This is a genomic window from Caulobacter vibrioides (assembly GCF_002310375.3).
GTDB lineage: Bacteria > Pseudomonadota > Alphaproteobacteria > Caulobacterales > Caulobacteraceae > Caulobacter > Caulobacter vibrioides_D.
On the sequence record NZ_CP023315.3, the window covers coordinates 994,318 to 1,020,972 of the forward strand.

A 26,655-nucleotide genomic window follows, 5' to 3' on the forward strand; every position below is an offset into this window, starting at 1 on the left:
GCGCCTGTTGCGGTCCCGGGTCTCCGCTTCGCTGCGCCCGGGATGACAAATTGGGGAGCGCCATCCTACGAAACCCCCGGCAACGCACCCGCCGCCGCGATCACCGCGCCGCTGCGCACCAGCGCGTTGGCCGCCGCCATGTCCGGGTGGAAGTGGCGGTCATCCGTCAGGTGCGGGACCTGGCTCCGCGTCAGCGCCCGCACCGCCTCCAGCGCCGCGCTGGAGCGCAGCGGCGCGTGGAAGTCGCAGCCTTGCGCGGCGGCCAGCAGTTCGATGCCCAGCACCGCGTCGGCGTTCTCGACCATGGCCAGGAGGCGGCGCGCGCCGTGGGCGGCCATAGAGACGTGGTCCTCCTGGTTGGCCGAGGTCGGGATCGAGTCGACGCTGGCCGGATAGGCGCGCTGCTTGTTCTCCGACACCAGGGCCGCGGCCGTGACCTGCGGGATCATGAAGCCTGAGTTCAAACCCGGCTTGGGCGTCAGGAAGGCCGGCAGGCCCGACAGCGCCGGGTCGACCAGCATGGCGATGCGGCGCTCGGCGATCGAGCCGATCTCGCAGACCGCCAGGGCGATCATGTCGGCGGCGAAGGCCACCGGCTCGGCGTGGAAATTGCCGCCCGACAGGGCTTCGTCGGCTTCCGGGAAGATCAGCGGATTGTCCGACACACAATTGGCCTCGGTCGCCAGGGTCGTGGCGGCCTGACGCAGGATATCCAGCGCCGCGCCCATCACCTGCGGCTGGCAGCGCAGGCAGTAGGGGTCCTGGACGCGCTCGTCCTCCTTCAGGTGCGAGGCGCGGATTTCCGAGGCGCTCATCAGCGCGCGAAGCGCAGCGGCGGTCTCGATCTGGCCGACATGGCGGCGCAGGGTGTGGATGCGCGGGTCGAACGGGGTGTCCGAGCCCTTGGCCGCTTCGGTCGACAGGGCGCCGGTGACCAGGGCCGACTGGAACAGGCGCTCGGCCTCGAACAGGCCCGCCAGGGCGTTGGCGGTCGAGAACTGGGTGCCGTTCAGCAGGGCCAGGCCCTCCTTCGGACCCAGGGTCAGCGGCTCCAGGCCCGCCTCGGCCAAAGCCTGCGCCGCCGGCAGGCGCTGACCGCCGACGAAGATCTCGCCGACCCCGATCATGGTCGCGGCCATGTGCGACAGCGGGGCCAGATCGCCCGAGGCGCCGACCGAGCCCTGGCAGGGGACCACCGGGGTGAGGCCCTCGACCAGCATCTCCTCCAGCATCCGCACCGTCTCGACCCGCACGCCCGAGGCGCCTTGCGCCAGGCTGGCCAGCTTCAGGGCCATCATCAGGCGGATCACCGGGACGGGCGAGGGCTCGCCCACACCTGCCGCGTGCGACAGGACGATGTTGCGCTGCAGGGTCTCAAGGTCGGCGTCGCCGATGCGGACGCTGGCCAGTTTCCCAAAGCCGGTATTGATGCCGTAAACGGGCTCGCCCTTGGCCAGGATGCGCTGCACGGCCGCCGCGCTCTCGGCGATCACCGGCCAGGCGCTCTCCGCAAGACGCGCCGCCGCGCCGCGATAGATCGCCTTCCACTCGGCCAGCGGCACGGCGCCGGGGTTCAGAACAAGCTCGGTCACAGGCCTCTCCACACGCGCGCATGGAGCGGGTTGAAGCCCATGCGATAGACAAGTTCGGCGGGACGCTGGATGTCCCAGATGGCGAGATCGCAGGCCTTGCCGGCCTCCAGCGTGCCCCGGTCGGCCAGCAGGCCCAGCGCCCGCGCCGCCTCGCGGGTGACTCCGGCCAGGCACTCCTCGACGGTCATCCGGAAGAGGGTGGCGGCCATGTTCATGGCCAGCAGCGGCGAGGTCAGGGGCGAGGTGCCGGGGTTGCAGTCGGTGGCCAGCGCCATCGGCACGCCCGCCGCCCGCAGGGCCGCAATCGGCGGCGCCCTGTGCTCGCGGGTGAAGTAGTAGGCGCCGGGCAGCAAGGTTGCGACCGTGCCCGAGGTGGCCATGGCGGCGATCCCGGCTGCGTCCAGATGTTCGAGGTGATCGGCCGAGAGCGCGTTGTACTCGGCCGCCAGCGCCGCGCCCGACAGGTTCGACAACTGCTCGGCGTGCAGCTTGACCGGCAGGCCGTGGGCCTTGGCCGCGTCGAACACCCGGCGGATCTGGTCGGGCGAGAAGCCGATGCCCTCGCAGAACCCGTCCACCGCATCGGCCAGGCCGCGCGCGGCGATGGCCGGGATCATGGTCTCGCAGACCAGATCGACATAGCCGTCCTTGTTGTCGCGATACTCGGGCGGTAGGGCGTGGGCGCCCAGGAAGGTGGTGGTGACGCCCACCCGACGGATGTCGGCCAGCGCCCGGGCGGCGCGCAGGCTCTTGAGCTCGTCGTCCAGCGACAGGCCATAGCCGGACTTGATCTCCACCGTGGTGACGCCCTCGGCCAGCAGGGCGTCCAGGCGCGGCAGGGCGGCCGCGATGAGCTCAGCTTCGGAGGCCGCGCGAGTGGCGCGCATGGTCGAGACGATGCCGCCGCCGGCGCGGGCGATCTCTTCGTACGAGGCGCCGGCCAGGCGCAGCTCGAACTCATGGGCGCGGTCGCCGGCGAAAATCAGGTGCGTGTGCGGATCGATCAGGCCCGGCGTGATCCAGCGGCCGTCGACATCGACCGTCTCGGCGGCCTCGAAAGCCGGGGCGTCGGCGGCGGGGCCGGCATAGGCGATGCGCCCGTCCAGGCTGGCGACGACGCCGTCCTCGACGATGCCCAGCCCCTCGCGGCCCGGCGCCAGGGTGGCGAGACGGGCGTTGATCCACACCCGATCACAGCGCATGAGCCTGCCTCCGCCAGCACCGCGCGGCCCTTGCGGCGCGCTTCAATATGTATAGACATATTTGCGAACGATGAGGCTTGTCCAGTGACCGACACGCAAATTCCCGAGTCCGTTTCGACCGTGGTCTGGTGCGAGAGCGCGCTGCTGGCCGACGGCTGGGCGCGGGGCGTGAAGTTCACGATCACCGACGGCCGCATCGCCCGGATCGACACCGACGCCCCGGCCGGAGACGCCCTGCGCCTGGGTCCCGCCCTGCCGGGCCTGGGCAATGTGCACAGCCACGCCTTCCAGCGCGCCATGGCGGGTCTGGCCGAAACGCGCGGCGAGACCGGCGACAACTTCTGGACCTGGCGCGAGGTGATGTACCGCTTCCTCGCGCGGCTCGACCCCGACATGGCCCAAGCCATCGCCGCCATGGGTCAGGTCGAGATGCTGGAGGGCGGCTTCACGCGGGTGGGCGAGTTCCACTATCTGCACCACGCGCCGGACGGCGGGTTCTACGACAATCCCGCCGAGATGGCCGTGCGGATGGCGGCGGCGGCGGACGAGACCGGCATTGGCCTGACCCTGCTGCCGGTGTTCTACGCGCATAGCAATTTCGGCGGCCTGCCGCCGACCGACGGCCAGAAGCGGTTCATTCATGACGTCGACGGCTTTGCGCGCTTGGTCGAGGCCTGCCGGGGGATCGTCGCGGAGCTGCCCGAGGCGGTGGTCGGGATCGCGCCGCACAGCCTGCGCGCGGTGACGGGCGAGGAGCTGACCGCCATCCTGCCGCTGGCCGCCGGCGGGCCGGTCCACATGCACGTGGCCGAGCAGACGAAAGAGGTCGACGACTGTCTGGTCGCCACCGGCCAGCGCCCGGTGCGCTGGCTGATGAACCACACCGAGGTCGACAAGCGCTGGTGCCTGATCCACGCCACCCACATCAACGCCACCGAGACCGAGCGGCTGGCCAAGAGCGGGGCGGTGGCGGGCCTGTGCCCGGTGACGGAGGCCAATCTGGGCGACGGCATCTTCCCGACTCCGGACTATCTGGCCGCTGGCGGACGCTTCGGAATCGGCACTGACTCCAACATCGTGATCGATGCGGCTCAGGAACTGCGAACCCTGGAATACGCCCAGCGCCTGTCGCGCAGGGCGCGGAACGTCCTGGCGAGCGGCCCGCGCCGCGCGACGGGCGGCGACCTCTGGCGCGCGGCGGCCATCGGGGGCGCCCAGGCGCTGGGCGCAGGCCGTGGCGAGCTGCGTCGTGGCGCGCCGGCCGACTTCGTCACCCTCGATCCCAGCCATCCGAACCTGGTCGGCCGCGCGGGCGACACCCTGATCGACAGCCTGGTCTTCGCCGGGGGCGGGATCGACACCGTCTGGCGGCAGGGTCGGCAACTGGTGTCGGGCGGTCGCCATCACGCCCGCGAGGCGATCACCACCCGCTATGTCCAGACCCTGCAGGCTCTGCTGGCGTGACCGGACCGCTGCACCAGCGCATCCGCGCCGACATCGAGGCCCGCATCCGCTCCGGGGAGTGGCCGCCCGGTCACCGCGTGCCGTTCGAGACCGAGTTGATGGCCGACTATGGCTGCGCCCGCATGACGGTCAGCAAGGCGATGGCCGCCTTGGTGGACGCCGGACTGATCGTGCGGCGCAAACGGGCCGGCACCTTCGTGGCGCGGCCGCGCGTGCATGCGCCGGTGCTCAACATCCCCGACATCCAGTCCGAGATCGTCGCACGCGGCGAGACCTACGCCTTCCGTCTGTTGTCGCGCACGGTGCGGGGCGCTGACCGCGACAGCCCCGAAGAGGTCGCGCTGGCGGCCGGCGGCAAGCTGCTGGCGCTGGACGGGGTTCACGACGCGGACGGCCGCCCCTTCGCCCTGGAGCGCCGCCTGGTCTCGCTGAAGGCCGTTCCCGAGATCGCCGAGGCTGATTTCGCGCAGACCCCGCCCGGCGCCTGGCTCTTGGAGCACGTGGCCTGGACCGAAGCCGAAAGCCGGATCAGCGCGGTCAACGCCGACCCCGACGACGCCCGTCTGCTGGCGCTGGACGAAGGCGCGGCCTGCCTCGTCGTCGACCGCCGCACCTGGCGCGAGGGCCAGCACGTGACGCGCGTGCGACAGATTTTCCCGGGCGAGGTCTACGACCTGGTGGCGCGGTTCGGGCCGCAGCGCTAGGCGACGGCGGTCGAGGAGACCCCTTCCAGAGGTTGAGCGCACGCGACCATCCCCCGTTCCGGGGATGTCGGGTGAGGCCAGCGAAATCCTAGAACGACGGTCAGGGACCGGGCGTGGCGCGTGGTGCGGCGGGAGGGTCCTGGAGGAATTTCCAGATGGCCGAACCGACACTTCGCGACTTCCAGTTCCTGATCCAGCTGGTGGATGCGGGCCTGATCCAGGCCAGCTTCAAGTTCGGAGAGCTGCGGGTGCTCTTCAAGACGCTGGGCGTTCTGACCCCCGAGGTCGACGCCGCGCTGGCGATCGTCGAGGCCAACCCCACCCTGATCAACATCGGCGTTCAGACCTTCAAGGACGCGATCAGCAAGTATCCGCTGGATACGCCGCTCAGCGTCGTCTTCGGCGGGAGCACGGGCGGGAGCACCGGCGGCACGGGGACGGTGGTCACGCCCCTCGTCCTGACCAAGGAGAAGGTCGAGGAGATCTACAAGGCGCTGTCGGGTATTTCCGCGACCTCGTCCAAGGCGCTGTCGGAGTACCTGACCGGGCCCAACGGCGAAAAGGTGCTCAACACGCTCTACAGCGAGATGAAGTTGCTGGCCCAGCTGCAGGTCGACGTGGCGGCCGGCAAGATCACCAAGGCCGCCTTCCTCGACAAGCTGGTCAGCTTCTCGGCCGACACCTCGGCGCTGGCCCTGCAGGCGGTGAACTTCTTCACCGGCCGCACGCCCAGCCAGGCGAGCCTGAACGAGCTGATCGACAGCGCCGCCAACACCGCCGACCTGACCGATTTCGCCTATGCGATCTACAACACCGAGAACAAGTACATCGAGTTCGCGGTGAGCCAGGCGATGAGCGGGACCGGCGCGGCCACCTTCAAGACCGCCTATGACGCGCTGGGTTTCCGCGAGGCGGTCACCAAGATGTACGACGCCATCATCGGCAATTCCAAGGCTGCGGCGGCCGGCGTGAATATCTCGGCGGCCATCGACTACATCGTCGGCCAGCAGAAGTACTTCGAGGCCTACGGACACACCGCCCTGGGGGCCAAGGCCGCCGTGGCGGGTTTCCTGATGTCCAAGGGGCTGGAGGCGGGCGTCGGCGTCTACGCCGAGGCGGTCAAGGCGTTCCTGGGCAAGGCCTATGACGGCACGGCCGTCTATGGCGGCGATCTGGTGGGCCCGGCCAAGGCGCCGATGGAGATCGCGCTCATTGGCCAGGCTCCGGAACACTACGATCCGGGGATGCCGTTCTAGCTTGGCATCGTCTCGAAGCGCTCGACGCCGTCGGGCGGGATCACCCAGTCGGGGCGGTCCCGCTCGAACAGCAGCATCGTCGGCTTGAACAGGGCCGGGTCGTCCAGGCTGCCGGCATAGACCGTGTGGCTGTCATCCAGCCCCCGCTCGCCGCCGAACACCAGGCCATCGCAGGTCGGACAGGCGTTGCGCGTCGCCTCGCCGCCGCGCAACGCTGGGCTGCGGTGCTGGCGCGTCGGCCCTGTGATGGTCAGGGCGGCGGCGGGGAACCCCATGAACGGGATGAAGCCCGATCCCGACGCCTTGCGGCAGTCGGCGCAACAACACAGGCCCATAAAGTCCGGCGCCCGATCAGCCTCCCAGCGCAGAGCGCCGCACAGGCATCCGCCTTTGAAGGTCTGATCGGTCATATCGATGAGCGCTGGATGTGGTGAGAAAGCCGGTCGAATCTGGAAGCCCCGACCGAGCTTTTTTGCCCCGTCTGCGCTGGCGCCAAGGGCATCATTCGGTCGATGTTGCGATGGCGGCGGCCCTTATTTTTCAGAAACCGCCACGCTGAATTCACTGTTGTAGTGGCTGAAGGTCGTTAGATTTTTGATATAAAGTTCTTCGGAAATGCCGACTTCATCGAAAAGAAGGTAAGAATAGGTGGTCGCTGTCTTTCCGCCATCTGAAAGAAGGACGTGAACGGGGCTTTCCTGGTTGTTGAACTCAGCGGCGGCCTTTTTGCATTTTTCCACCGAGTCTGAGCAATCCCAAATGCCGACGAACTCCGTCGTTGTGCAGTTTTTTCCCTTTGTGCAATCTGTCATGACGATGACAATATTGTTGCCATCGACGCCAGTCGTGATGATCGGGTCGCCGTCACTGGTTTTTTCCAGCTTCGCCTTATAGCCGTTATTTTGCAGCGCCTGGACGATGCTCTCAGGTCTAACCGACGTTACGTTCGCGGCATTTGCAGCGCCCGAGTAGAGGATTGCCAATGCAAATGCTGCAGAAGCCAGTTGTTTGCCGTACATGAGAAATTCCAGGTCATGGCGCAGGGAAGAACACAGCGGCCCGAGAGCGCGCTTCCGTTCAGAATTGCACAAGTGACGTCTTTTTCAACGGCTTGACTTTGAATGACGTCGCGATTGGGCCTTACGAAATCGTTCGCAGCCCCGCCGACCCGAAGGCCAAATGGTACGGCGCAACGCTAGCGCCGGCCGCGCGGTCGGGGCAGGCTCGCGTTCTGGAGCTCGTCGAATAACCCAACAGTTTTGGATTTTCCGTCCTGGTGGCGGGGGGCGGGATCGAACCGCCGACCTGTGGGTTATGAATCCACCGCTCTAACCATCTGAGCTACCCAGCCAGACCAGGAGGCGCGGCTTATAGGCGAAGAGCGGGTGGGATTTCAAGCGCCTGCGCTTGGCCTTCCGTGACAATCGTCCGCTTCTCTGGTGTGTCATCCCGGCCGAAGCGTAGCGTAGAGCCGGGACCCAGGGGGGAAGGATCGCCGTGCCAGCCGCCCCTGGGTCCCGGCGCTCCGCGCTTCGCGCTGCGGCCGGGATGACACGGGTTCTACGGTTTCTGCGTCTTGTAGGTATCCGGCGGACGAACGGCGTGCGCCTGCGCTATTCCGCCACGATCGCCGCCGTCACAGCGCCCAGCGCCTTCACCGCATCAGCCGGCGCGAGCCGCACCTGTAGCCCTCGCTGGCCGCCGTTGAGGAACACATAGGGCTCGGCCAGGGCGGCGGCTTCCAGCACCGTGGGCAGGCGTTTTTTCTGGCCGAAGGGGCTGACGCCGCCGACCTTGTAGCCGGTGATGCGTTCGGCGTCGGGCACGGGGGCCATGGCGGCGGACTTGCCCTTCAGGGCGGCGGCCAGCTTCTTCATGCTGACCTCCTGGTCCGAGGGCAGGATGGCGCAGGCGGGCTTGCCGTCCAGCATCACGATCAGGGTCTTGAGCACCCGGCGCGGGTCTTCGCCCAGGGCCTCGGCGGCCTGTAGGCCCACGCGCTCCGATCCAGGGTCGTAGTCGTACGTATAGAGATCGAAAGCGACTCCGGCCTTGGTCAAGGCGATCGTGGCGGGGGTGCTCTTGGACATGGCTCGCGTGATACCCAAGTGGTTCGGGTGTTGGAATACGGATCGGCGATGACGGCTTTTGATCGACGCACTTTGCTGCAAGGCGCCCTGTCCTTGGGCGCGGCGGGACTGCTGCCGGGCTGGGCGACGGCCGCCGGTGCGCAGCGCTCGCCGCCGGCGCTTTCGGGCGAGGAGATCAAGCTGACGGTCGGCCACACGATGGCGAAGATCGACGGCAAGGCCGGCCATGCGGTGACCGTCAATGGCGCCATCCCTGGGCCGCTGATCCGGCTGAAGGAAGGCCAGAACGTCCGCCTGTCGGTGACCAACACCCTGGATGAAGACACCTCGATCCATTGGCATGGCCTGTTGGTGCCGTTCCAGATGGACGGGGTGCCGGGCGTCAGCTTCCCGGGCGTCAAGCCGGGCGAAACCTTCACCTATGAATTCCCCATCCGCCAGTCGGGTACCTACTGGTGGCACAGCCATTCGGGCTTGCAGGAGCAGATGGGCCACTACGGGCCGATGATCATCGACCCGGCCGGCGAGGACCCGATCGCCTATGACCGCGAGCATGTGGTCGTGCTGTCGGACTGGAGCTTCCTGCATCCGCACGAACTGTTCCGGAAGCTGAAGGTCAGCGCCGGCCACTTCAACAGGCAGAAGCAGACCGTCGCCGGGCTGCTGAAAGGCCAGGACCAGTCGCTGAAGGACCGGGTCGCGTGGGGCCAGATGCGGATGGACCCCACCGACATCGCCGACGTCACGGGCTCGGTCTACACCTATCTGATGAACGGCCACGGGCCGGGCGACAACTGGACGGGGCTGTTCACGCCCGGCGAGCGCGTGCGGCTGCGCTTCATCAACGCCGGGGCCATGACCATCTTCAACGTCCGCATCCCGGGCCTGTCGCTGGAGGTGGTGGGAACCGACGGCCAGCTGGTCTCGCCGGTGACCGTGGACGAGTTCCAGATCGCCCCCGCCGAGACCTTCGACGTCATCGTGCGGCCCACGCAAGACAAGGCCTTCACCCTGGTGGCCGAGGCCTCGGACCGGTCGGGCATGGCGCGCGGGACCCTGGCGCCGCGCCTGGGCATGACCGCCCCTGTTCCGCCGCTGCGCCGGCGTCCGCTGGCGAACATGAAGGACATGGGCATGGGCGACATGCACCACGGGATGGATATGCCCGGCATGGACATGTCGATGCGGGCCCAGTCCAACGCGCCGAACGTGCCGCTCACGCCGGGCGTGCAGACCATCTCGCCGATGCCGATGGACCGGATGGCCGAGCCGCCGCAGGGGCTGGAGGACGCCGGTCACCGCGTGCTGACCTATGCGGATCTCGCCAGCCTCTATCCGCCCAAGGACCCCCGTCCGCCGGGCCGGACGATCGAGATCCACCTGACCGGCAATATGGAGCGCTTCATGTGGGCGTTCGACGGCGAGGCGTTCGGACCGCTCAAGAAACCGATCGCCTTCCAACGCGATGAGCGCGCGCGGGTGGTGCTGATCAACGACACCATGATGGCCCATCCGATCCACCTGCACGGCCACTTCTTCGAACTGGTCAACGGTCAGGACCGCCAGCCGCTGAAGCACACGGTCAATGTCGCGCCCGGCGGCAAGGTCGCCTTCGACCTGACGGCCGACGAGCCCGGCGACTGGGCCTTCCACTGCCATATGCTGCTGCACATGCATGCGGGGATGTTCAATGTCGTCACCGTGCGACCGCTCGATGGAGCCGCCGCGTGATCATCGACCTGCAGCATGAGCATCATCATCCCGCGCCCGCCGCCCCGGTGAGCGCGCCTGCGCCCAAGGCGGCGGACCCGCACGCCGGTCACCGCATGCCCGCCGCTCAGCCGGCGGCGGCCGATCCGCATGCGGGTCATCACATGCATCACGCCGCGCCGGCCGCGCCTGCGTCGGCGAGCGCGCCGCCGCCGATCCCCACCGACCACGCCGCCGAGCGCTTCTACAGCCCAGCCGTGATGGCCGCCGCCCGCGCCCAGCTGATGAAGGAGCACGGCGGCGGAACGGCCTGGATCGTCCGCGCCGACGTGGCTGAGCAGCGCTTCCGCAAGGGCGAGGACGCCCAGGCCTTTGAAGGCGAGGCCTGGTGGGGCAGCGACGCGCGCAAGTGGGTGGTCAAGGCGCGGGGCGAGCGTGTCGACGGCCACGGCTGGGAGACGGCCGAGTTGGAGGGCCTGAAGGCCTGGCCGATCGGTCCCTATTTCGACCTACAGGCGGGCGTGCGCTACGACCTTTCACCGAAGGGGCGCAGCTACGCCACGGTCGGCTTCGAGGGGCTGGCGCCCTACTGGTTCGAGCTGCAGGGCGCGGCCTATGTCTCTGATCGCGGCGACGTCTCGGCCAGGGCCGAGGCCTCCTATGACCTGCGCCTGACCCAGAGGCTGATCCTGCAACCGCGCCTGGAGGCCGATCTGGCCGAGGCCGGGGCAGGGCGGCTCGAGGGCGGCTTGCGCCTGCGCTACGAGATCAAGCGCGAGTTCGCGCCCTATGTCGGCGTGGTTCGCGAGCGGGCGTTCGGACCCGCGCGGGAGGCCGGCGAGCGCGCCGGGGCGACGGCGGTGGTGATCGGCGTCAGCGCCTGGCGGTAGGCGGCCAGACCCGTTCGGCGATGCGCATGATCTTGGGTGTCATCCCGGAAAGCCCAGAGGGCTTATCCGGGACCCAGGGGCCAAGCGCCGTGCGGCGGCCCCTGGGTCCCGGCTCTCCGCTGCGCTGCGGCCGGGATGACAGGCTTTAGGGCGGCAAGGACGACGCACCATCGTCAGAGTTTGCCATCCCGTAAAGGATAGCTTGCCGCCAGGGTCAACCTGTCCCAACATCTGTTTGACCGGACGCAGAGCCGGCGAGCGAGGGAGACAGGCTGGATGTCCGACGCGATCGACTTCGACCGCATGAACACCCTGGGCGACGTGCCGCGCTATCACGCCGAGGCGCGGCCCGACGCGGTGGCCTTCAGCTTCGAGGGGCGCGAGACGACCTTCGCCCAGCTGGACCGGCATACCAACCAGGTGGCCAACGCCCTGATCGCGGCGGGCCTGTCGACCGGCGACCGCATCGCCTATGTCGGCAAGAACAGCGACCACTATTTCGAGCTCCTGCTCGGCGCCGCCAAGGCGGGCGTGGTCACCACGCCGATCGGCTGGCGCCTGGCCGCGCCCGAGATCGCCTATATCGTCGGCGACAGCGAGGCCAAGCTGGTCTTTGTCGGCCGCGAGCTGATCGGGCATGTGGATGCGGTCGCCGCCGAACTGACCCATCGCCCCGTGGTCATCGCCATGGAGCCCGAGGACGCCGGCGACTACCAAACCTTCGAAGGCTGGCGCGACGCGGCCAGCGCGGTTGATCCGCACAAGCCGATCCAGATCTCGGACATCGCCATCCAGCTCTACACCTCGGGCACCACGGGGCGGCCCAAGGGCGCGATGCTGACCCATCACAACCTCCTGGGCATGCGGCGCGAGGCGGCCAAGAATCCGCTGGAGTGGAACCAGTGGGGGCCCAGCGACGTCAGCCTGGTGGCCATGCCGGTGGCCCATATCGGCGGCACCGGCTGGGGTCTGGTGGGCCTGATCAACGGCGCCAAGGGCGTGGTCGCCCGCGAGTTCGACCCAACCAAGGTGCTGGACTTCATCGAGAAGGATCGCATCTCCAAGATGTTCATGGTGCCGGCGGCGCTGCAGATCGTGGTGCGGCTGCCGAGGGCCCGCGAGGTCGACTATTCGCGCCTGACCCACATCCTGTATGGCGCCGCGCCCATTCCGCTCGACTTGCTGCGCGAGTGCATGGAGGTGTTCGGCTGCGGCTTCGTCCAGCAGTACGGCATGACTGAGACGACCGGCACGGTGGTGTATCTGCCGCCGGAGGATCATGATCCGGCCGGCAACAAGCGCATGCGCGCCGCGGGCCTGCCGATGCCCGGCGTTGAGCTGAAGATCATCGATGAGGCCGGCGTGAGCTTGCCGCCCAATACGGTGGGCGAGGTGGCCGTACGCTCCAGCGCCAACATGGCCGGCTACTGGAAGCTGGACGAGGCCACGGCCAAGACCATGGACGCCGACGGCTGGCTGCGCACCGGCGACGCCGGCTATCTGGACGAGGACGGCTATCTGTTCATCCACGACCGGGTGAAGGACATGATCATCTCGGGCGGCGAGAACATCTATCCCGCCGAGGTTGAGAGCGCCGTCTATGGCCACCCGCACGTGGCCGAGGTGGCGGTGATCGGCGTGCCCGATGACAAGTGGGGCGAGGCCGTCAAGGCGGTGGTCGCGCCCAAGCCCGGCGTCACGCCCGACGCCGACGACATCATCGCCTTCGCCCGCACCCGCATCGCCCACTTCAAGGCCCCCAAGAGCGTGGACTTCATCCCGGCCCTGCCGAGGAATGCGTCGGGCAAGATCCTGCGGCGAGAGCTGCGGGCGCCGTATTGGGAGGGGCGGGAGCGGCAGGTGAATTGAGCTAAATCCTCCCCCTCGCGGGGGAGGTGGCGCGAAGCGCCGGAGGGGGAAGTTCTCCTGGCCCGGCCTCATCCCCCTCCGTCGCCCCTCCGGGTCGACACCTCCCCCGCTGGGGGGAGGATCGTTTCACTCCACAAACGCCTCGACGCGCTCGCGATCCCCCACCAGGAACGCATCGGCCACCAGCGACAGCGGGCGCACATCGACCTCTGAGCGCCCCTCGGCGATCAGGGTGGCGAAGCGGTCGTAGAGGCCGGGATATTCGCGATTTTCGCCGACCTCTATCGCCTGGCCGTCGATCGTCAGCTCGGCCCCGCCCAGCGACAGCTTCAGCACGCCGTCGTCGGTCCAGGCGGTGATGTCCCAGGTCTGCGGGCCGGTCTGCAGGAAGTCGAGATCGGCGGTGATCGGCACGCCGTCCACGGTGGTCATGTCCACATGGCCGGCGATCGGGGCCTGGACGTTCTCCGGAACCTGCAGCTGCGCGGCGGTGACGAACACCTCGGCGGGCATGATCTCGGTCAGGATCGACAGGGCGTTGATGGCCGGATCGAAGACGCCCATGCCGCCGGCCTGCCAGATCCAGGCCTGGCCCGGATGCCAGCGACGGACGTCTTCACGCCATTCGATGGCCAGCTTGTGCAAGCGCCGCTCCGCCAGCCAGGCCTTGGCCTGGGGCACGCCGGCCGCGAAGCGCGAGTGCCAGCTGGTGAACAGGACGACCCCCTGGTCGCGGGCGACGGCGGCCAGCTCATGGACCTCGCCGACCGTCACGCCCGGCGGCTTTTCGAGAAATACGTGCTTGCCCGCGCGCAGCGCCGTCAGCGCCGTCTCGCGCCGCACTTGCGGCGGGGTGCACAGGGCCACGGCGTCCACCGCCGGGCCTTGGGCCAGAAGCTCATCGATATCGTGGAAAACCGGCAAATCGCCGTGGGCCGGACGTCCGTGGCTGGCGGCCGCGACCAGGGAAAAGCGCGGATCCCCGCCGATCGCGGGAAGATGCTGGTCGTGGGCGATCTTGCCCAGGCCGACGATGCCGATCCGGATCACGCTGCTTGTCTCCCCTTCGCCGCGACAGGGCGGTGGCCCTAATTATGCGATCAATGGCGCGAGGCAAACCGACGGGCAAAAAAAGGAGCGTCGCGGGGGGCGACGCTCCTGAAGACGGGAAGAGACGCAGGGAACGGTGGGAGGCGTGCAGCCGCCTCCCGCCGGCTCACTACTTCGCCGCCGGGGAAACCGGCAGGCTCCGAGCCGCCAGTGTGACCTGGGCGGTGGAGGAGATGGCCCGGGACGAAGCGCCCAGGGCGATGTCGTACTGGCCGGCCGCGATCGACCAGCCGTGCGCCTTGCTGTCCCAGACGGCCAGCAGGCGCGGATCGACCGTGACGGTCACGCGCTGGCTGGCCCCGGGGGCGAGGGAAACCTTCTGGAAGCCGGCCAGGCGCTTGGGCGCTTCCCAGCCACCGGCCTTGGGACCGACATAGACCTGAGGCACGTCCTTGCCGGGACGCTGGCCCACGTTCTTGACCTCGAAGCTGACCGTTAGCCTGTCGCCAGAGGCGCTGGCCGTCAGGTTCGAATAGGCGAACTGGGTGTAGGACAGGCCGTGTCCGAAGGCGAATAGCGGCTCGATCTTCTTCAGGTCGTACCACTTGTAGCCGACCGCGGCGCCTTCCAGCGTGTAGTCGACGTCGAACATCTCGCCGTCAGGCTTGCCCAGACCGTCCAGCTTGGGACGCGGCAGTTCGGCGACGCTCTTGGGGAAGGTCACCGGCAGGCGGCCCGAGGCGTCCACCTCGCCGGTCAGGACGCGGGCGATAGCCTCGCCGCCGGCCGTGCCGGGGAACCAAGCCTCGACCACGGCGCCGACCTTGTCGAGCCAGGGCATCAGCACAGGGCCGCCGGTCAGCAACACGACGACCGTCTTCTTGTTGGCCGAGGCCACGGCGTCGATCGTCGCGTCCTGGTTCTTGGGCAGGTTCAGGGTCGTAACGTCGACCGACTCGGTGGTCCACTGGTCGGCGAAGACCAGGGCGAGATCACTGGACGCCGCCAGCTTAGCGGCGCGGGCCGGATCGGTCCCGTCGTCATAAACGACCTTGGCGCCGGGATAGCGTGCGGCGATCGCCTTCAGCGGCGACGAGGGATAGTAGATCACCGGGCCCGGCCAGGTCTTGGGCTCCAGGCCCTGCACGGCGCGGCCGCCGACGGGATAGACCTGCGAGGAGCCGCCGCCCGACAGCACGCCCACATCGGCATAGGCGCCGATCACGGCGATGGTCTTGGCGGTCTTGGCCAGGGGCAGCAGGCCGCCGTCGTTCTTCAGGAGCACGATGCCTTCCTCGGCGTCGGCCTGGGTGATCTTGGCGTGGGCGGCCAGGGTCTCGGCCGGCAGGGCCAGCGGCGCGCCCGTCAGCGGGTGGTCGACCACGCCGCTGGCGAACATCGCGCGCAACACGCGGCGGGCCATGTCGTCGACGCGAGCCTGGCTGACGGCGCCCGAAGCGAGATCGGCTTTCAGCGGCGCGGCAAAGAAGGGCTGCTTGTCGAAGGCGTCGCCCGCCGACTCCTGGTCAAGGCCCGCGTTGGCGGCCTTGGCCGACGAGTGGGCCGCGCCCCAGTCGGACATCACATAGCCCTTGTAGCCCCAGTCCTTCTTCAGAACCTTGTTGAGCAGCCAGTCGCTCTCGCAGGCATAGACCGAATTGACGCGGTTATAGGCGCACATCACCGAGTGCGGGTCGGACTGCTCGATGGCGAACTGGAACGCCAGCAGGTCGGACATCCGCGCGGCGGTGTCGTCGATGTTCGAGCTGACCACGAAGCGCCCGGTCTCCTGGGCGTTCAGCGCATAGTGCTTGATGGTCGAGATGATGTTGTTGGACTGGATACCCCGGATCTGGGCGGCGACCATGACGCCGGCCAGCAGCGGATCCTCGCCGCCATATTCGAAGTTGCGGCCGTTGCGCGGCTCACGGACCAGATTGACGCCGCCGGCCAGCTGCACGTTGAAGCCGGAGTCGCGGGCCTCCTTGCCGATCATCGCGCCGCCCTTGAACGCCAGCTCCGGGTTCCAGGTCGCGGTGGTGGCCATGCCCGAGGGCAGGGCGGTGCGCTCGCGGAATTCCTTGGCGCTGCCCTGGGTGGCGACGCCGACGCCGGCGTCGGTCTGGAACTGGGCCGGGATGCCCAGGCGCGGCACGCCCGCGACATAGCCCGCCGAGCCCGGCAGGGACTCAGGAATGCGGGTGTACTTCGGCTTCATGTCGGCGCCGAAATAGCCAAAGATCAGCGTGAACTTCTCATCGTTGGTCATGGCCTTGAGCACGAGGTCCGCGCGCTTGTCGGCGTCCAGGCTCTTGTCCATCCACGGATGCGCGGGCGCGGCGGCCGGCTTGGCGGCGTCGGCCAGGGCGGGGGTGACGCTCAGCGCCGAGGCCGAGGCGCCGATCAGCAGCGCAAGGGAGAGGCCCCGCAGGGTCGTCGAAGTCATGTTTCCTCCGTCGTGTTCTTCTTGGGCCCCGCGCGGTCTCGGACCTTGGCGGGGCGGGTTCAGGTCTTGTGTCCGCCGGGCGTATCGCCCCGCACGGGGCCGGTGGATTCGCGCACCACAAGGCTGTGCTGCGCCAGAAAGGGCGTGTTGGTCTTGCCGGCGCCCTCATTGGCGTTCCACGCCGCGAAGGTCTGCATCGCTCGCAGGGCCATCTGGTTGAACGGCTGGCGAATGGTGGTCAGGGTCGGCCAGATGACCCCGGCGATCGGGGCGTCATCAAAGCCCACCACCGACAGGTCGTCGGGAATACGAACCCCTCGGCGCTGAGCTTCCATGCAGGTCGCCGCGGCCATGTCGTCATTGGCCGCGAAGATCGCCGTCGGCGGGTTGTCGATATCCAGCAGCGCCTTGGCCGCCTCCAGGCCCGTCTTGAAGGTGAACTCGCCCTGCACGATCAGCTCGGGCGAAGGGCGGGGCAGGCCGCGCGCGGCGTAGGCCTCGAAGAAGCCGTTGCGGCGATGGGTGCTGGCGGCGTGGTCCGGGTGGCCGGCGATGTGGCCGATCCGGGTGTGACCCAGCGAGAACAGGTGCTCGACGACCTCGCGCGCGGCGGCGCGGTCGTCCATGCCGATGGCGGGAAACTGCGGGTCGGGCGTCGTCGGCGTGATCATGACGCAGCGCACGTCCAGCTCGCGCATCAGCTCCTTCATCGGGCCAAAGTCGCATTCCGGCGGCAGCAGGATCATTTCGCGGATGCCGCCGTCGCGCACGAAGGCGCGGACGCGGTCCTGCCAGCCGGGGATCGGGCCTTCGGAGAGATCGACCGACAGGTGGCGGCCGGTCTCGACGCAGGCCAGCAGCAGAGCGTGATGAACGCGGGTGTGGTAGCCGCCCGACGGGTCGCCCATCAGCACGCCGACCGAGCCCGAGCCCTGCGAGCGCAGGCTGCGCGCCACCGCGCTGGGCTGGTAGCCGAGGTCCTGCATGGCCGTGCGGACGCGATCGCGCGTCTTGGCGCTGACGCTCTCATGATCGTTGAGAACGCGGGAGACGGTCTTGGGCGAGACGCCCGCCCGCTCGGCCACGTCGGTGATCGTCGTCATTGTCCCCGTACCCGCTTACCGCTCGCTCAAGACGCCCACCCCACCAGCGAAAGGTGGCGTTCGCAAGACGGCGACGGCTTCAAGCCATAGGCCATGTTGTCCTGTCTGTCATCCGAGTAGGACAAAAGCAGGTCAAAAATGGCGGGTAACAGGACAAATAGCGGGACATTTCATGGCACCCCAGCTCCGCTTCAGGCGGCGGTGGAGCCCTGGCTGTGACATCCGGGCGGGGCGCCCAGGGGGCTTGTTTCGCGGGACTTTGGGCGTACTAGGCGACGAAAAAAAGACTAATGAAAACAGCTATTGCTGTAGTCGCTTCTCTATTAGTGGTAGCGCTATCATCGCTTATAGCCAAGGCCGTGGCGCTCTTTTGGGTGCGCTGCAGGCCTTGTCCAGCAGGAATGACAACGTTGACATTCTTGTTGACTTGGCCGGGACATTTCCAGATTGTGACGCTGTTCGACGAAGGCGCGGGGCTGGAATCGGACGACCGGGCGCCGGGGCCGCCGAGGGATTTGGACAGTCGCGGGACACGCGGCTGATCAAGCCAGCAAAGCCTCGCCGGGTCTCGTCAGCCGCCAACAGAGCGGCGGCCCGAGACGCGGTCGAGCGGCCAATAAGAACGACCTACTTTGGGGAGCGAGCAATTGTCACAGGAAGCAAGGAAATCCGTGCTCAAGCGCGGACTGACGCTGGCGCTGGTCGCCGGCGCGTCGCAACTGGCCCTGACCAGCGGGGCCTTCGCCCAGCAGGCGGCCGGCGACACGCAAGTCGAGGAGGTCGTCGTCACCGGCGTCCGCGGCTCGCAACTGAAATCGGTTGATCTCAAGCGCAAGGAAGCCGCGATCGTCGACGCGATCTCGGCCGAAGACATCGGCAAGCTGCCGGACGTCACCATCGCCGACTCGCTGCAGCGCATCTCGGGCGTGCAGATCCAGCGCAACGCTGGTGAAGGCGCCACCGTCAACATTCGCGGTCTGGCCCAGGTCATCACCCTGCTGAACGGCGAACAGTATCTCAGCGCCGGCAACATGGGCTCGGCCCAGCCGAACCTGCTGGACGTGCCCTCGCAGCTGATGAACCAGGTGCTGGTCTACAAGTCGACCAACCCGCGCAACGCCCTGTCGGGCATCTCGGGCACCCTGGACCTGAAGACCCGCCGTCCGTTCGACTTCAAGAACGGCTTCACCCTGACGGGCGCGGCCGAAGCCCAGCGCGGCGAACGCACCAAGGAAGACGATTACCTGGTCAACGGCGTCGTGAACTGGCGCAATGACCGCGTCGGCCTGATGCTGTCGGCCGCCGCCAGCAAGGCCAACCTCGGCAACAACTCGTCGGGCGTCGTCGGCCTGTCGGGCAACAACGACTGGGGCGGTTCGGCCGCGACCAACTTCGTCTCGCCGCACGGCTTCGAAAGCTTCAACCGCGTGGTCGAGCGCGAGCGTCTGGGCGTCAACGCCTCGTTCCAGGCTGACCTGGGCGAAGGCTTCACCCTGATCGCCGAAGGCTTCTACGCCAAGCTCGACGAGTACAACCGCGGCGCCGGCATCAACATCTCCAACCGTTGGGACGGCGGCGCGTTCGGCGTGTGGACCAAGCCCACCGTCTCGCAGAACACCGGCGTCAACAGCCCGGCCAACGGCCGTCCGTGGGCCGCCGTCGACGAATATGACATCGACGCCTGGTGGGTGAACTCGTTCTCGGTCAACCGCACCACCAAGTCGGAATCGAAGAACTACAACCTCGAACTGAAGTACGACAACGGCGGTCCGTTCACCTCGGAAGTCCGCGCCATCCGCGCCAGCGGCGATCGTCTCAGCATGAACGGTCAGGCCCAGGGCGACCTGTCGAACTGGCAGTATGGTCCGAACCGCTTCAACCTGTTCCGTGACGCCAACGACCGCACGCGCGGTCCGTTCTATCCCAAGGCGATCTGCGACCAGTATCCGTCGGCCCAACGCAGCAACGCCGTCGTCGGCAGCGCCGGCGGCTGCTATCTGAACCCGAACCCGCAGGGTTACGGCCAGAACCCGCAGCTGCACTACAACATCAGCGGCGATCACCCGGTGTGGAGCGGCTTCGACCGTCCGATCACCGGCGGTCTGGGCGCGGGCAAGTCGCTCAAGGACTACATGGCCAACAAGGACAGCTACGCGATCGGCGCGTTCTCGTCTGAGGGCAACAACGAAGTCGCCTCGGACATGAACGTGTTCCGCGCCGAGGGCCACTACCGCTTCGACGATAAGTTCCTGGGCTTCATCACCAAGATCGACGCCGGCGTTCGCCAGAGCGACCGTTCGGTCAGCGTCGAGCAGTTCCACCTGTTCTCGGGCTTCTACGGCGGCGTCCCCGGCGCTGTGCAGGCCAACGGCTCGGCCATCCCGGCCGGCGGCTGCGAGGCCCAGTGGAAGGCCATCGACGTCGTCATGAGCCAGAACCAGTGCCAGGCCGGCGAGTTCGTGCCTGATCCGATCACCGGCAAGCCGGTGTTCCAAGGCTATACCGTCAACCGTCCGACCAAGCTCAGCACCTATAACAACGTGCTGTGGGTCGACGATCTCGGCGGCGTGACCTCGGGCATCCCGGGCTTCTGGGCCATCGATCCGAACGACTTCGACGACGCGGAAGCCTTCCACAAGAAGGTGTTCGGCGGCGCCATCCGCGTCACTGTCCCGGGCCAGACCTATGACGTGACCATGAAGGAGCAGAGCGCCTACGGCGCGGCCAACTTCGAGATCGGCAAGCTGCACGGCGACTTCGGCCTGCGCGTGATCCAGACCGAACTGAATGTGAAGCAGAACCTGACGGGCGACACCCGCAACTACGGCGACACCAACGCCGACGCGGGCGACTCGGTCAGCAAGCGCAAGTACACCGACTGGCTGCCGTCGCTGAACGCCGTCTATGACGTCAACGACAACTGGAAGTTCCGCTTCGCCTACGCCAAGACCATGCAACCGCTGGATCTGGGCAACTATGGCGGCGGTCTCTCGATCTTCACCGCCGACTGCGGCGCGGCCCTGCCGAACGTCCGCTGCGTCACCGGCGCCAGCGCCTCGGGCAACCCGAACCTGGATCCGTGGCGGGCCTCCAACTTCGACGGCGCCGTCGAGTACTACTTCGGTCGCGCCTCGATGCTGAACATCTCGGCCTTCCAGCTGAAGATCGACAGCTTCGTGACCGGCGGCACCACCACGGGCCGCTTCCCCGACCAGGACGGCGTCATCCGTCGCACCGTCAATGTCAGCCTGCCCGTCCAGGGCGATGGCGGTTCGGTGAAGGGTCTGGAAGTCGGCGCCAAGGTCGCCTTCAGCGACATCCTGCCCGACATGGGCGTGATCTCGAACTTCGGTGTGGACACCAACTACACCTACTCGCCCAGCCACGAGAGCCGTCTGGACCTCGCCGGCGACGAGATCCCGTTCTTCGACAACTCCAAGCACCAGTTCAACCTGGTGGGTTGGTACCAGGACGACAAGCTGCAGGCCCGCGTGGCCTACAATTACCGGACCGACCGTCTGTCGGGCACCATGGGCGGCGGCGGCAACGCGGTCATCCCGGTCATGCAGAAGGCCACCGGCTATGTCGACGTGAACGTCAGCTACAACGTTCGCGACAACGTCACCGTCTACTTCAACGGGTCGAACGTCACCGGCGAGATCGAGGACTACTACCTCCGCTTCGCCAAGGGTCAGACCCAATACGCCAACCAGAACGAGTTCGAGCCCCGCTACACGCTGGGTATCCGCGCGCGCTGGTAGGCCAGAGCCTGTCCGCTTCTGATGGAAACATCAGAGGCGGATCAGCAGGCTCGATCTCGAGCTTTCTTGAGCGTGGCGGCCACGCTCAAGTCCCCCTCTCACCTCCTGCGGCCGCCGTGGTTCTCCACGGCGGCCAATTTTTTAAGGAGGCGGCGCCTGTCCGGTTCGGGCGGCAGCCGCTAGCCTGAAGACAAGCCGGACACAGAGCCGGAACCGGGAGCGACCATGCAGGATAATCGGATCCGCAAGCTGGTGATCGTCGGCGGGGGAACCGCCGGCTGGATGGCGGCTGCGGCCCTGCGGCGGCACTTCCACGGCGGTCCGCTGGAGATCACGCTGGTCGAGTCCGAGGACATCGGCACGGTCGGCGTCGGCGAGGCGACCATCCCCACCATTCGCGGCTTCTACCAGCAGCTGGGCCTGTCCGACATCGAGGTGATGCGGGCCACGCAAGCGACCTGCAAGCTGGGCATCCGCTTCAACGGCTGGCTGCGCGAGGGCGCCGCGTTCATCCACCCCTTCGGTCATTTCGGCCAGGACCTGCGGGGCGTTCCGTTCCATCACTATTGGCGCAAGCTGGCCCAGGCGGGCGAGCCCACCGACATCGCCGACTATTCGCTGGGCGCGTCCCTGGCCGCCGCCGGCAAGTTCATGGCCCCGCCGCGCAACCCGACCTCGACCCTGTCGGTCTTCGACTGGGCCCTGCACTTCGATGCGGGCCTTTTCGCCCAGCTGATGCGCCGGGTCGCCGAGGACAACGGCGTGCGCCGGATCGAGGGCAAGATCACCAAGGTCAACCTGCGCCCCGAAGACGGCTTTGTCGCCTCGCTCGACTTGGAAGGCGGCGCGCGCGTCGAGGGCGATCTCTTCATCGACTGCTCGGGCTTCCGGGGCCTGTTGATCGAGGAGGCGCTGCACACCGGCTACGAGTCGTGGAGCGATCTCCTCTTCTGTGACCGCGCCTGGGCCGTGCAGAGCGAAGGGCAGGGCGACCCGCCGCCCTATACCGACGTCACCGCCCACAGCGCCGGCTGGCGCTGGCGCATCCCGCTGCAGCACCGCTACGGCAATGGCTATGTCTTCTCCTCGCGCCACATCAGCGACGAAGACGCCCTGGCCGAGCTGAAGGCCGCCGTGCCCGATCCCTTGCTGCACGAACCGCGCCTGATCCGCTTCAATCCCGGCCGCCGCAAGCAGGTCTGGAACAAGAACGTCATCGCCCTGGGCCTGGCGTCCGGTTTCCTCGAACCGCTGGAGAGCACCTCGATCGCCCTCATCGAGACGGGCGTCGAGAAGATCAAGGCGCTGTTCCCGGACCGCGATTTCGCGCTCGAACTGGCCGACGAGTTCAACGACTGGTCCCGCCGCGAGATGGAGCGCGTGCGCGACTTCATCATCCTGCACTACTGGGCCAACAAGAGAGGCGACACGGCCTTCTGGCGCGACTGCAACGCCGTGACCTTGCCCGATACGCTGCAGCGCAAGATCGACCTCTTCGTGGGGCGCGGCCACTTCGTGCGCTATCGCTGGGAGATGTTCGCCCCGCCCAGCTGGATGGCGATCTATGCGGGCTTTGAGCTGCTGCCCAGCGCTGTCGATCCCAGCCTGGACGGCGTCGACCCCAAGGCGCTCAGCGCCCCGCTGGCCGAAATGCGCAAGGCCGTGCGCGAGGTCGTCGCCTCGGCCCCGCCGCATCAGGCTTTCCTGGATCAGTATTGCCGTCCCGCGCAGACCCAAGCCTCCAGCGCGGCGGAGTAGGACAAGACCATGACCACCACCCACCCCAACGCGCTTCGCAAGATCGTCATCGTCGGCGGCGGCTCGGCCGGCTGGATCTCGGCGGCGATGCTCAGCCACTACTTCCAGAACGGCGGCTGCGCGGTCGAGCTGATCGAGTCCGAGGAGATCGGCACCATCGGGGTGGGGGAGTCGACCATCCCGCCGTTCCTGCAACTGCTGGCCAGCCTGGGCGTCGACGAGCGCGAATTCATTCAGGCCACCCAGGCCAGTTTCAAGCTGGGCATCCGCTTCGAGGACTGGAAGCAGAAGGGCCAGCGCTACTACCACCCGTTCGGCGCCATCGGCGGTCCTATCGGTCCGCACGAGTTCTACCAGTGCTGGCTGCGCGCCAAGGCCAACGGCCATCCGTCGAACCTGCAGGACTTCGCGCCCGGCACGGTGATGGCCGACCAGTGGAAGTTCATCCCGCCCATGAAGGCCCAGCGCACCCTGATCGCCGGGGCCAGCTACGCCCTGCACGTCGATGCGCGCCTGGTGGCCAAGTTCCTGCGCGACTATGCCGAGGCCCGGGGCGTCAAGCGCACCGAGGGCATCGTCACCGACGTGGTCACCCACCCCGACGGCTCGGTCGCCAAGGTGATCATGAAGGACGGCCGCGAGGTCGAGGGCGATCTCTTCATCGACTGCACCGGCTTCCGGTCGCTGCTGATCGGCAAGACCCTGGACGTGCCGTTCAACGACTGGTCGGACATGCTGCTGTGCGACCGCGCCGTCGTGGTGCAGACCGAAAACGTCGGCGCGCCGCACCCCTACACCGTGTCCAAGGCCGAAGACGCCGGCTGGCGCTGGCGCATCCCGCTGCAGCACCGGGCCGGCAACGGTTACGTCTTCAGCTCACGGCATCTCAGCGACGACGCGGCCCGCGCCACCCTCGTTCAGAACGTCGAGGGCCAGATGCTGATGAACCCGATGTTCATCGCCTTCAAAACCGGCATGCGCCAGCGCCTGTGGCACAAGAACGTCGTGGCTGTGGGCCTGGCCGGCGGCTTCATCGAGCCGCTGGAGTCGACGGCCCTGCACCTCATCTATCGCGGCATGGACTTCCTGCTGCGGTTCTTCCCCGACCGCGACTTCGACCCGGCCCTGGCGGCCGAGTACAACCGCCGCATGACCGCCGACTACGAGGAGATCCGCGACTTCATCGTGCTGCACTATTGCACCACGCAGCGCGACGACACCCCGTTCTGGCGCGACGTCCGCAACGCCCCGATCCCCGACAGCCTCAAGGAGCGCATGGCGCTGTTCCAGGCCCAGGGCGTGCTGCGCGAGGGCGTCGACGACATGTTCCGAAACCCGTCCTGGCAGTCGGTGATGGAGGGCATGGGCGTGCGCCCGCGCCGCTACCAGCAACTGGTCGACACCGCGCCCTACGACGTCATCGCCCAGACCCTGGACCAGTCCGCCCCGATCCTGGCGGCCCAGGTGGCGGGCCTGCCCAGCCACGGGGAGTTCCTGGAGAAGCACTGCCCGGCCCCGAAGCCGGAAGCGGTGGTCGCGCCGTTTGGGGCGGTGGCGTAGGGGGGGCAAAAGCCAATAGCCACGTTGGCTCCATAGCATGAGCAGGGCGTTCGATAGAGCTCGCTTGGCATATGGCGACAACGGAAAGTCCGCCGAGAGTGCCTAGGTCTTTGGATTTGACCCGAACATTGGGAAGAATGATCGCTGCAGCTTGAGACGAATTGTATCTTCAACTGAGATCGTGTTGCCCTTTCGCCGGACCCCGCCATCGGGCGTGATCACCTCCAAGTCCGGGTTTTCGAGCATAGCGGCGTGAATGTCGTCCTTATGTGCGGGCGTAGCGCTGTAGGCGGACTCGTAGAAGTCGCTCATCGGCATGACGTCACCAGCTTCCATGACCAGCTTCGGAATGTCCGAATTAAGCTGGTTGCGAGCCGCAGCGCGGTCGTCCTCCTTGAAGAGATAAAGGCGTCCCTCGTTAGCTGGATTGTAGTTGAACATCCGCAGACCTGACCTACCGAAGTGGTCGAGCTCACCGTTTTCATGCAGGACGTCGTTGTAGACTTGGCGAGCCCTGTAGTTGTTCGCCAGATGCAGCATCCAGTATCGCCAACCGTCCGGATTGCGGATCGAAAAAGGACTCACGTACGGCGCGCATGCCTTGAGTGCTTCGTAGACTGTCTTCTCGGCCGCACCGAGCCACTCTTGCTTAGAGAGTAGCTTGTCATCCAAGTGCCGCAACTGCTCGGGTGAGAGGCTAAGATGGCGAAGCTGGCGCTCCAGCAGCGCCGGATCGCGCTGGCTCAAGTAGGTCATCAGTGTCTGGATGGCGAACGTATAGAAGACCTCTGTCGACGCGGTGATGCGCATGATGTCCTGGACGGTGGGGACTTGGACGTCGGCGTGCCCGTACTGGTCGAGATTGAATATGACGCTGCGATAGCGTCCCCCCTCAACGACCGCCTTCATGGCTGGATAAGCCACTTCGAAGGGATCGGAAAAATACCGCATCTGTATGTGCAGCTTGGAGGGCTTGTCCTTAACGGCCGCGACCAGCGGCTCACATCGTGATCGCAAAAGATCGACGACATCGGGTGAAGCGTCGTTGAAGACCAACATCGCCTCGATCTCTATGGGGTTTATCCCCTGGACTGCGCGCTGGGTGTTGATCAGCTCGAGGGTGGTTTCAAGTTCTTCAAGGAAGATCAGGGGGGAACCTGAAGCGCCGCAATTGTAACGGCCGGCGCCGGCGAAACCATCCACGATGGCGATGCGGAAACGCTCTCGTTTGGGTAACTGGCAGCGAACGATCAGATACTGCCGGAAATACTCTCGCAGGATCTTGTGCTTGCGCCGAGAGTGGTCGTCCAGATTGGCCTTTTCGAGCCAGTCGTCATAGCCCGCTGTCTTCAAGCTCCACCCCGCTCCACGTGGCCCGGACTAAACCTCCAGCGCCGTCGGCATCTCGTTCCAGGTGCGGCCACGATACACGCGCCCGTTAGCCTTCTTGGAACGCTTCTTGTTATCCTTGCCCCAAGTGCCCCACTGCTTAAAGAAGAAAGCGGTGCCGTAGCTATCGCATTGCTGGTAAATTTCGTCGATCCAGTCCTCGCGGATAGGTCGCGCATTGATGCCGCTCTCGCCACCGACGATCGCCCAGTGGACGTCCGCAAGGTCAACGGTGCCGACCGGGCCGATCAATGGTTCGAACGAGATAAAACGGATCGCGGCCGGTACAGCCCGCAGATGGTCGATGCGATCGACGACATCGGCGTTTTCGACGCTGGCGCCCAACCAAACATTCGGCAGCACGTCGGGTATGGCGCGCGCGACGACTTCGGCCATGCGCTCGGGTCGCTTGGTCAAGATCTGGTAGTTGTGTTGCGGCGTCTCGCGCATGACCCGCCAGACATCGACAATGAAGTCCTCGCTCACCGCGCCATGAAACAGGTCGCTCATCGAGTTGACGAAGATCTTGCGCGGCTTGCGCCAGCCATAGGGGATGTCAAGCGCGGCGCGATCCTCACGCACGACGCCGTTCCAAATGGCCCGCTTACCGCTTCTTCGCGTGAGGCCATCGTACTTGGGCACGCCCATAGCTTCGAGTCGGCGCGCCATCTGCATAGCGTAGCAATTGGTGCAGCCCGCCGTGACGATGGAACACCCGGCGACCGGATTCCAGGTGGCGTCAGTCCACTCGATCTGGGTTTCGGCCATGGGTCTAACTCTTTCCTCGCGCCTCACTGGGCGTCTCATGGTG

General features: G+C 67.0%; 19 protein-coding genes, 1 tRNA gene and 1 pseudogene. 9 read left to right on the forward strand and 12 right to left on the reverse strand.

Annotated features, from left to right (window positions below; genetic code table 11):
• Window positions 1-65 precede the first annotated feature (65 nt).
• Window positions 66-1,604, reverse strand: coding sequence for a histidine ammonia-lyase (hutH, locus tag CA606_RS04690; protein WP_096052179.1), 1,539 nt, complete (start codon window positions 1,602-1,604; stop codon window positions 66-68).
• Window positions 1,589-2,794, reverse strand: a complete 1,206-nt coding sequence (gene hutI, locus CA606_RS04695; protein ID WP_096052178.1) for an imidazolonepropionase — start codon at window positions 2,792-2,794, stop codon at window positions 1,589-1,591. The genes hutH and hutI overlap by 16 nt, the downstream gene beginning before the upstream one ends.
• 84 nt (window positions 2,795-2,878) lie before the next feature.
• Here hutI and CA606_RS04700 point away from each other — a divergent pair, with 84 nt between their 5' ends.
• From CA606_RS04700 to CA606_RS04710, 3 genes are all read left to right on the forward strand, one after another.
• Complete coding sequence (locus tag CA606_RS04700; protein WP_096052177.1) at window positions 2,879-4,258, forward strand: formimidoylglutamate deiminase; 1,380 nt, start codon at window positions 2,879-2,881, stop codon at window positions 4,256-4,258.
• Entirely contained in the window at window positions 4,255-4,962 is a 708-nt protein-coding gene (hutC, locus tag CA606_RS04705; protein ID WP_096052176.1) for a histidine utilization repressor, read from the forward strand. Before CA606_RS04700 ends, hutC begins: the two co-directional genes overlap by 4 nt.
• A gap of 155 nt (window positions 4,963-5,117) precedes the next feature.
• On the forward strand, window positions 5,118-6,218 hold the full coding sequence (locus tag CA606_RS04710) for a hypothetical protein (RefSeq protein ID WP_096052175.1): 1,101 nt from the start codon (window positions 5,118-5,120) through the stop codon (window positions 6,216-6,218).
• Here CA606_RS04710 and CA606_RS04715 read toward each other — a convergent pair.
• From CA606_RS04715 to ybaK, 4 genes are all read right to left on the reverse strand, one after another.
• A complete protein-coding gene (locus tag CA606_RS04715; RefSeq protein ID WP_096052174.1) occupies window positions 6,215-6,628 on the reverse strand; it encodes a GFA family protein in 414 nt (137 codons plus the stop codon). The two genes, CA606_RS04710 and CA606_RS04715, sit on opposite strands and share 4 nt — an antisense overlap.
• Window positions 6,629-6,751: 123 nt before the next feature.
• Entirely contained in the window at window positions 6,752-7,237 is a 486-nt protein-coding gene (locus tag CA606_RS04720) for a YbjN domain-containing protein (protein ID WP_181242787.1), read from the reverse strand.
• Between the two features lie 255 nt (window positions 7,238-7,492).
• Window positions 7,493-7,569: transfer RNA gene (locus tag CA606_RS04725), tRNA-Met, on the reverse strand.
• 262 nt (window positions 7,570-7,831) lie between these two features.
• Window positions 7,832-8,308, reverse strand: coding sequence for a Cys-tRNA(Pro) deacylase (gene ybaK / locus CA606_RS04730; protein ID WP_096052172.1), 477 nt, complete (start codon window positions 8,306-8,308; stop codon window positions 7,832-7,834).
• 48 nt (window positions 8,309-8,356) lie between these two features.
• Here ybaK and CA606_RS04735 point away from each other — a divergent pair, with 48 nt between their 5' ends.
• Both CA606_RS04735 and CA606_RS04740 read left to right on the forward strand, forming a co-directional pair.
• Window positions 8,357-10,039, forward strand: coding sequence for a copper resistance system multicopper oxidase (locus CA606_RS04735; RefSeq protein ID WP_181242788.1), 1,683 nt, complete (start codon window positions 8,357-8,359; stop codon window positions 10,037-10,039).
• Window positions 10,036-10,908, forward strand: a complete 873-nt coding sequence (locus CA606_RS04740) for a copper resistance protein B (RefSeq protein WP_096052170.1) — start codon at window positions 10,036-10,038, stop codon at window positions 10,906-10,908. Before CA606_RS04735 ends, CA606_RS04740 begins: the two co-directional genes overlap by 4 nt.
• A gap of 65 nt (window positions 10,909-10,973) precedes the next feature.
• Here the strand turns inward: CA606_RS04740 and CA606_RS19915 are convergent.
• Window positions 10,974-11,079 (reverse strand): annotated as a pseudogene (locus CA606_RS19915) (hypothetical protein); the annotation flags it as partial.
• 105 nt (window positions 11,080-11,184) lie between these two features.
• On the opposite strand from CA606_RS19915, the gene CA606_RS04745 reads away from it, so the two are divergent.
• Entirely contained in the window at window positions 11,185-12,777 is a 1,593-nt protein-coding gene (locus CA606_RS04745) for a fatty acid--CoA ligase (protein WP_096052169.1), read from the forward strand.
• Window positions 12,778-12,903: 126 nt separating this feature from the next.
• On the opposite strand, the gene CA606_RS04755 is transcribed toward CA606_RS04745, so the two are convergent.
• The 3 genes from CA606_RS04755 to CA606_RS04765 form a co-directional block, all read right to left on the reverse strand.
• Window positions 12,904-13,827 (reverse strand): Gfo/Idh/MocA family protein, encoded by a 924-nt coding sequence (locus CA606_RS04755; RefSeq protein ID WP_096052168.1) that lies wholly within the window; start codon window positions 13,825-13,827, stop codon window positions 12,904-12,906.
• Window positions 13,828-13,996: 169 nt separating this feature from the next.
• Window positions 13,997-16,273, reverse strand: a complete 2,277-nt coding sequence (locus tag CA606_RS04760) for a beta-glucosidase family protein (RefSeq protein WP_096052167.1) — start codon at window positions 16,271-16,273, stop codon at window positions 13,997-13,999.
• A 59-nt stretch (window positions 16,274-16,332) separates the two neighbouring features.
• The gene (locus CA606_RS04765; RefSeq protein ID WP_096052166.1) at window positions 16,333-17,376 is read right to left on the reverse strand and encodes a LacI family DNA-binding transcriptional regulator; all 1,044 of its coding nucleotides are present in this window, start codon (window positions 17,374-17,376) and stop codon (window positions 16,333-16,335) included.
• 647 nt (window positions 17,377-18,023) lie between these two features.
• Between CA606_RS04765 and CA606_RS04770 the strand changes: the two genes are divergently transcribed.
• The 3 genes from CA606_RS04770 (at window position 18,024) to CA606_RS04780 (ending at window position 24,455) form a co-directional block, all read left to right on the forward strand.
• Entirely contained in the window at window positions 18,024-21,137 is a 3,114-nt protein-coding gene (locus CA606_RS04770) for a TonB-dependent receptor (RefSeq protein ID WP_096052165.1), read from the forward strand.
• A 225-nt stretch (window positions 21,138-21,362) separates the two neighbouring features.
• A complete protein-coding gene (locus tag CA606_RS04775; RefSeq protein ID WP_096052164.1) occupies window positions 21,363-22,895 on the forward strand; it encodes a tryptophan halogenase family protein in 1,533 nt (510 codons plus the stop codon).
• 9 nt (window positions 22,896-22,904) lie between these two features.
• Window positions 22,905-24,455, forward strand: a complete 1,551-nt coding sequence (locus CA606_RS04780) for a tryptophan halogenase family protein (RefSeq protein ID WP_096052163.1) — start codon at window positions 22,905-22,907, stop codon at window positions 24,453-24,455.
• A gap of 102 nt (window positions 24,456-24,557) precedes the next feature.
• Here the strand turns inward: CA606_RS04780 and CA606_RS04785 are convergent, their stop codons facing one another.
• Both CA606_RS04785 and CA606_RS04790 read right to left on the reverse strand, forming a co-directional pair.
• Window positions 24,558-25,808 (reverse strand): three-Cys-motif partner protein TcmP, encoded by a 1,251-nt coding sequence (locus tag CA606_RS04785; RefSeq protein ID WP_096052162.1) that lies wholly within the window; start codon window positions 25,806-25,808, stop codon window positions 24,558-24,560.
• A gap of 27 nt (window positions 25,809-25,835) precedes the next feature.
• Window positions 25,836-26,612 carry a DUF5131 family protein gene (locus CA606_RS04790; RefSeq protein ID WP_096052161.1) on the reverse strand — a complete coding sequence of 259 codons (777 nt, stop codon included), beginning with the start codon at window positions 26,610-26,612 and terminating at the stop codon, window positions 25,836-25,838.
• Window positions 26,613-26,655: the final 43 nt, after the last annotated feature.

Bases quoted from the DNA above. Each gene is read 5' to 3' on its own strand.
- hutI (WP_096052178.1), bottom strand. From the start codon at position 2,794: ATGCGCTGTGATCGGGTGTGGATCAACGCCCGTCTCGCCACCCTGGCG.
- CA606_RS04710 (WP_096052175.1), top strand. From the start codon at position 5,118: ATGGCCGAACCGACACTTCGCGACTTCCAGTTCCTGATCCAGCTGGTG.
- CA606_RS04715 (WP_096052174.1), bottom strand. From the start codon at position 6,628: ATGACCGATCAGACCTTCAAAGGCGGATGCCTGTGCGGCGCTCTGCGC.
- CA606_RS04720 (WP_181242787.1), bottom strand. From the start codon at position 7,237: ATGTACGGCAAACAACTGGCTTCTGCAGCATTTGCATTGGCAATCCTC.
- ybaK (WP_096052172.1), bottom strand. From the start codon at position 8,308: ATGTCCAAGAGCACCCCCGCCACGATCGCCTTGACCAAGGCCGGAGTC.
- CA606_RS04735 (WP_181242788.1), top strand. From the start codon at position 8,357: ATGACGGCTTTTGATCGACGCACTTTGCTGCAAGGCGCCCTGTCCTTG.
- CA606_RS04745 (WP_096052169.1), top strand. From the start codon at position 11,185: ATGTCCGACGCGATCGACTTCGACCGCATGAACACCCTGGGCGACGTG.
- CA606_RS04760 (WP_096052167.1), bottom strand. From the start codon at position 16,273: ATGACTTCGACGACCCTGCGGGGCCTCTCCCTTGCGCTGCTGATCGGC.
- CA606_RS04765 (WP_096052166.1), bottom strand. From the start codon at position 17,376: ATGACGACGATCACCGACGTGGCCGAGCGGGCGGGCGTCTCGCCCAAG.
- CA606_RS04775 (WP_096052164.1), top strand. From the start codon at position 21,363: ATGCAGGATAATCGGATCCGCAAGCTGGTGATCGTCGGCGGGGGAACC.
- CA606_RS04780 (WP_096052163.1), top strand. From the start codon at position 22,905: ATGACCACCACCCACCCCAACGCGCTTCGCAAGATCGTCATCGTCGGC.
- CA606_RS04790 (WP_096052161.1), bottom strand. From the start codon at position 26,612: ATGGCCGAAACCCAGATCGAGTGGACTGACGCCACCTGGAATCCGGTC.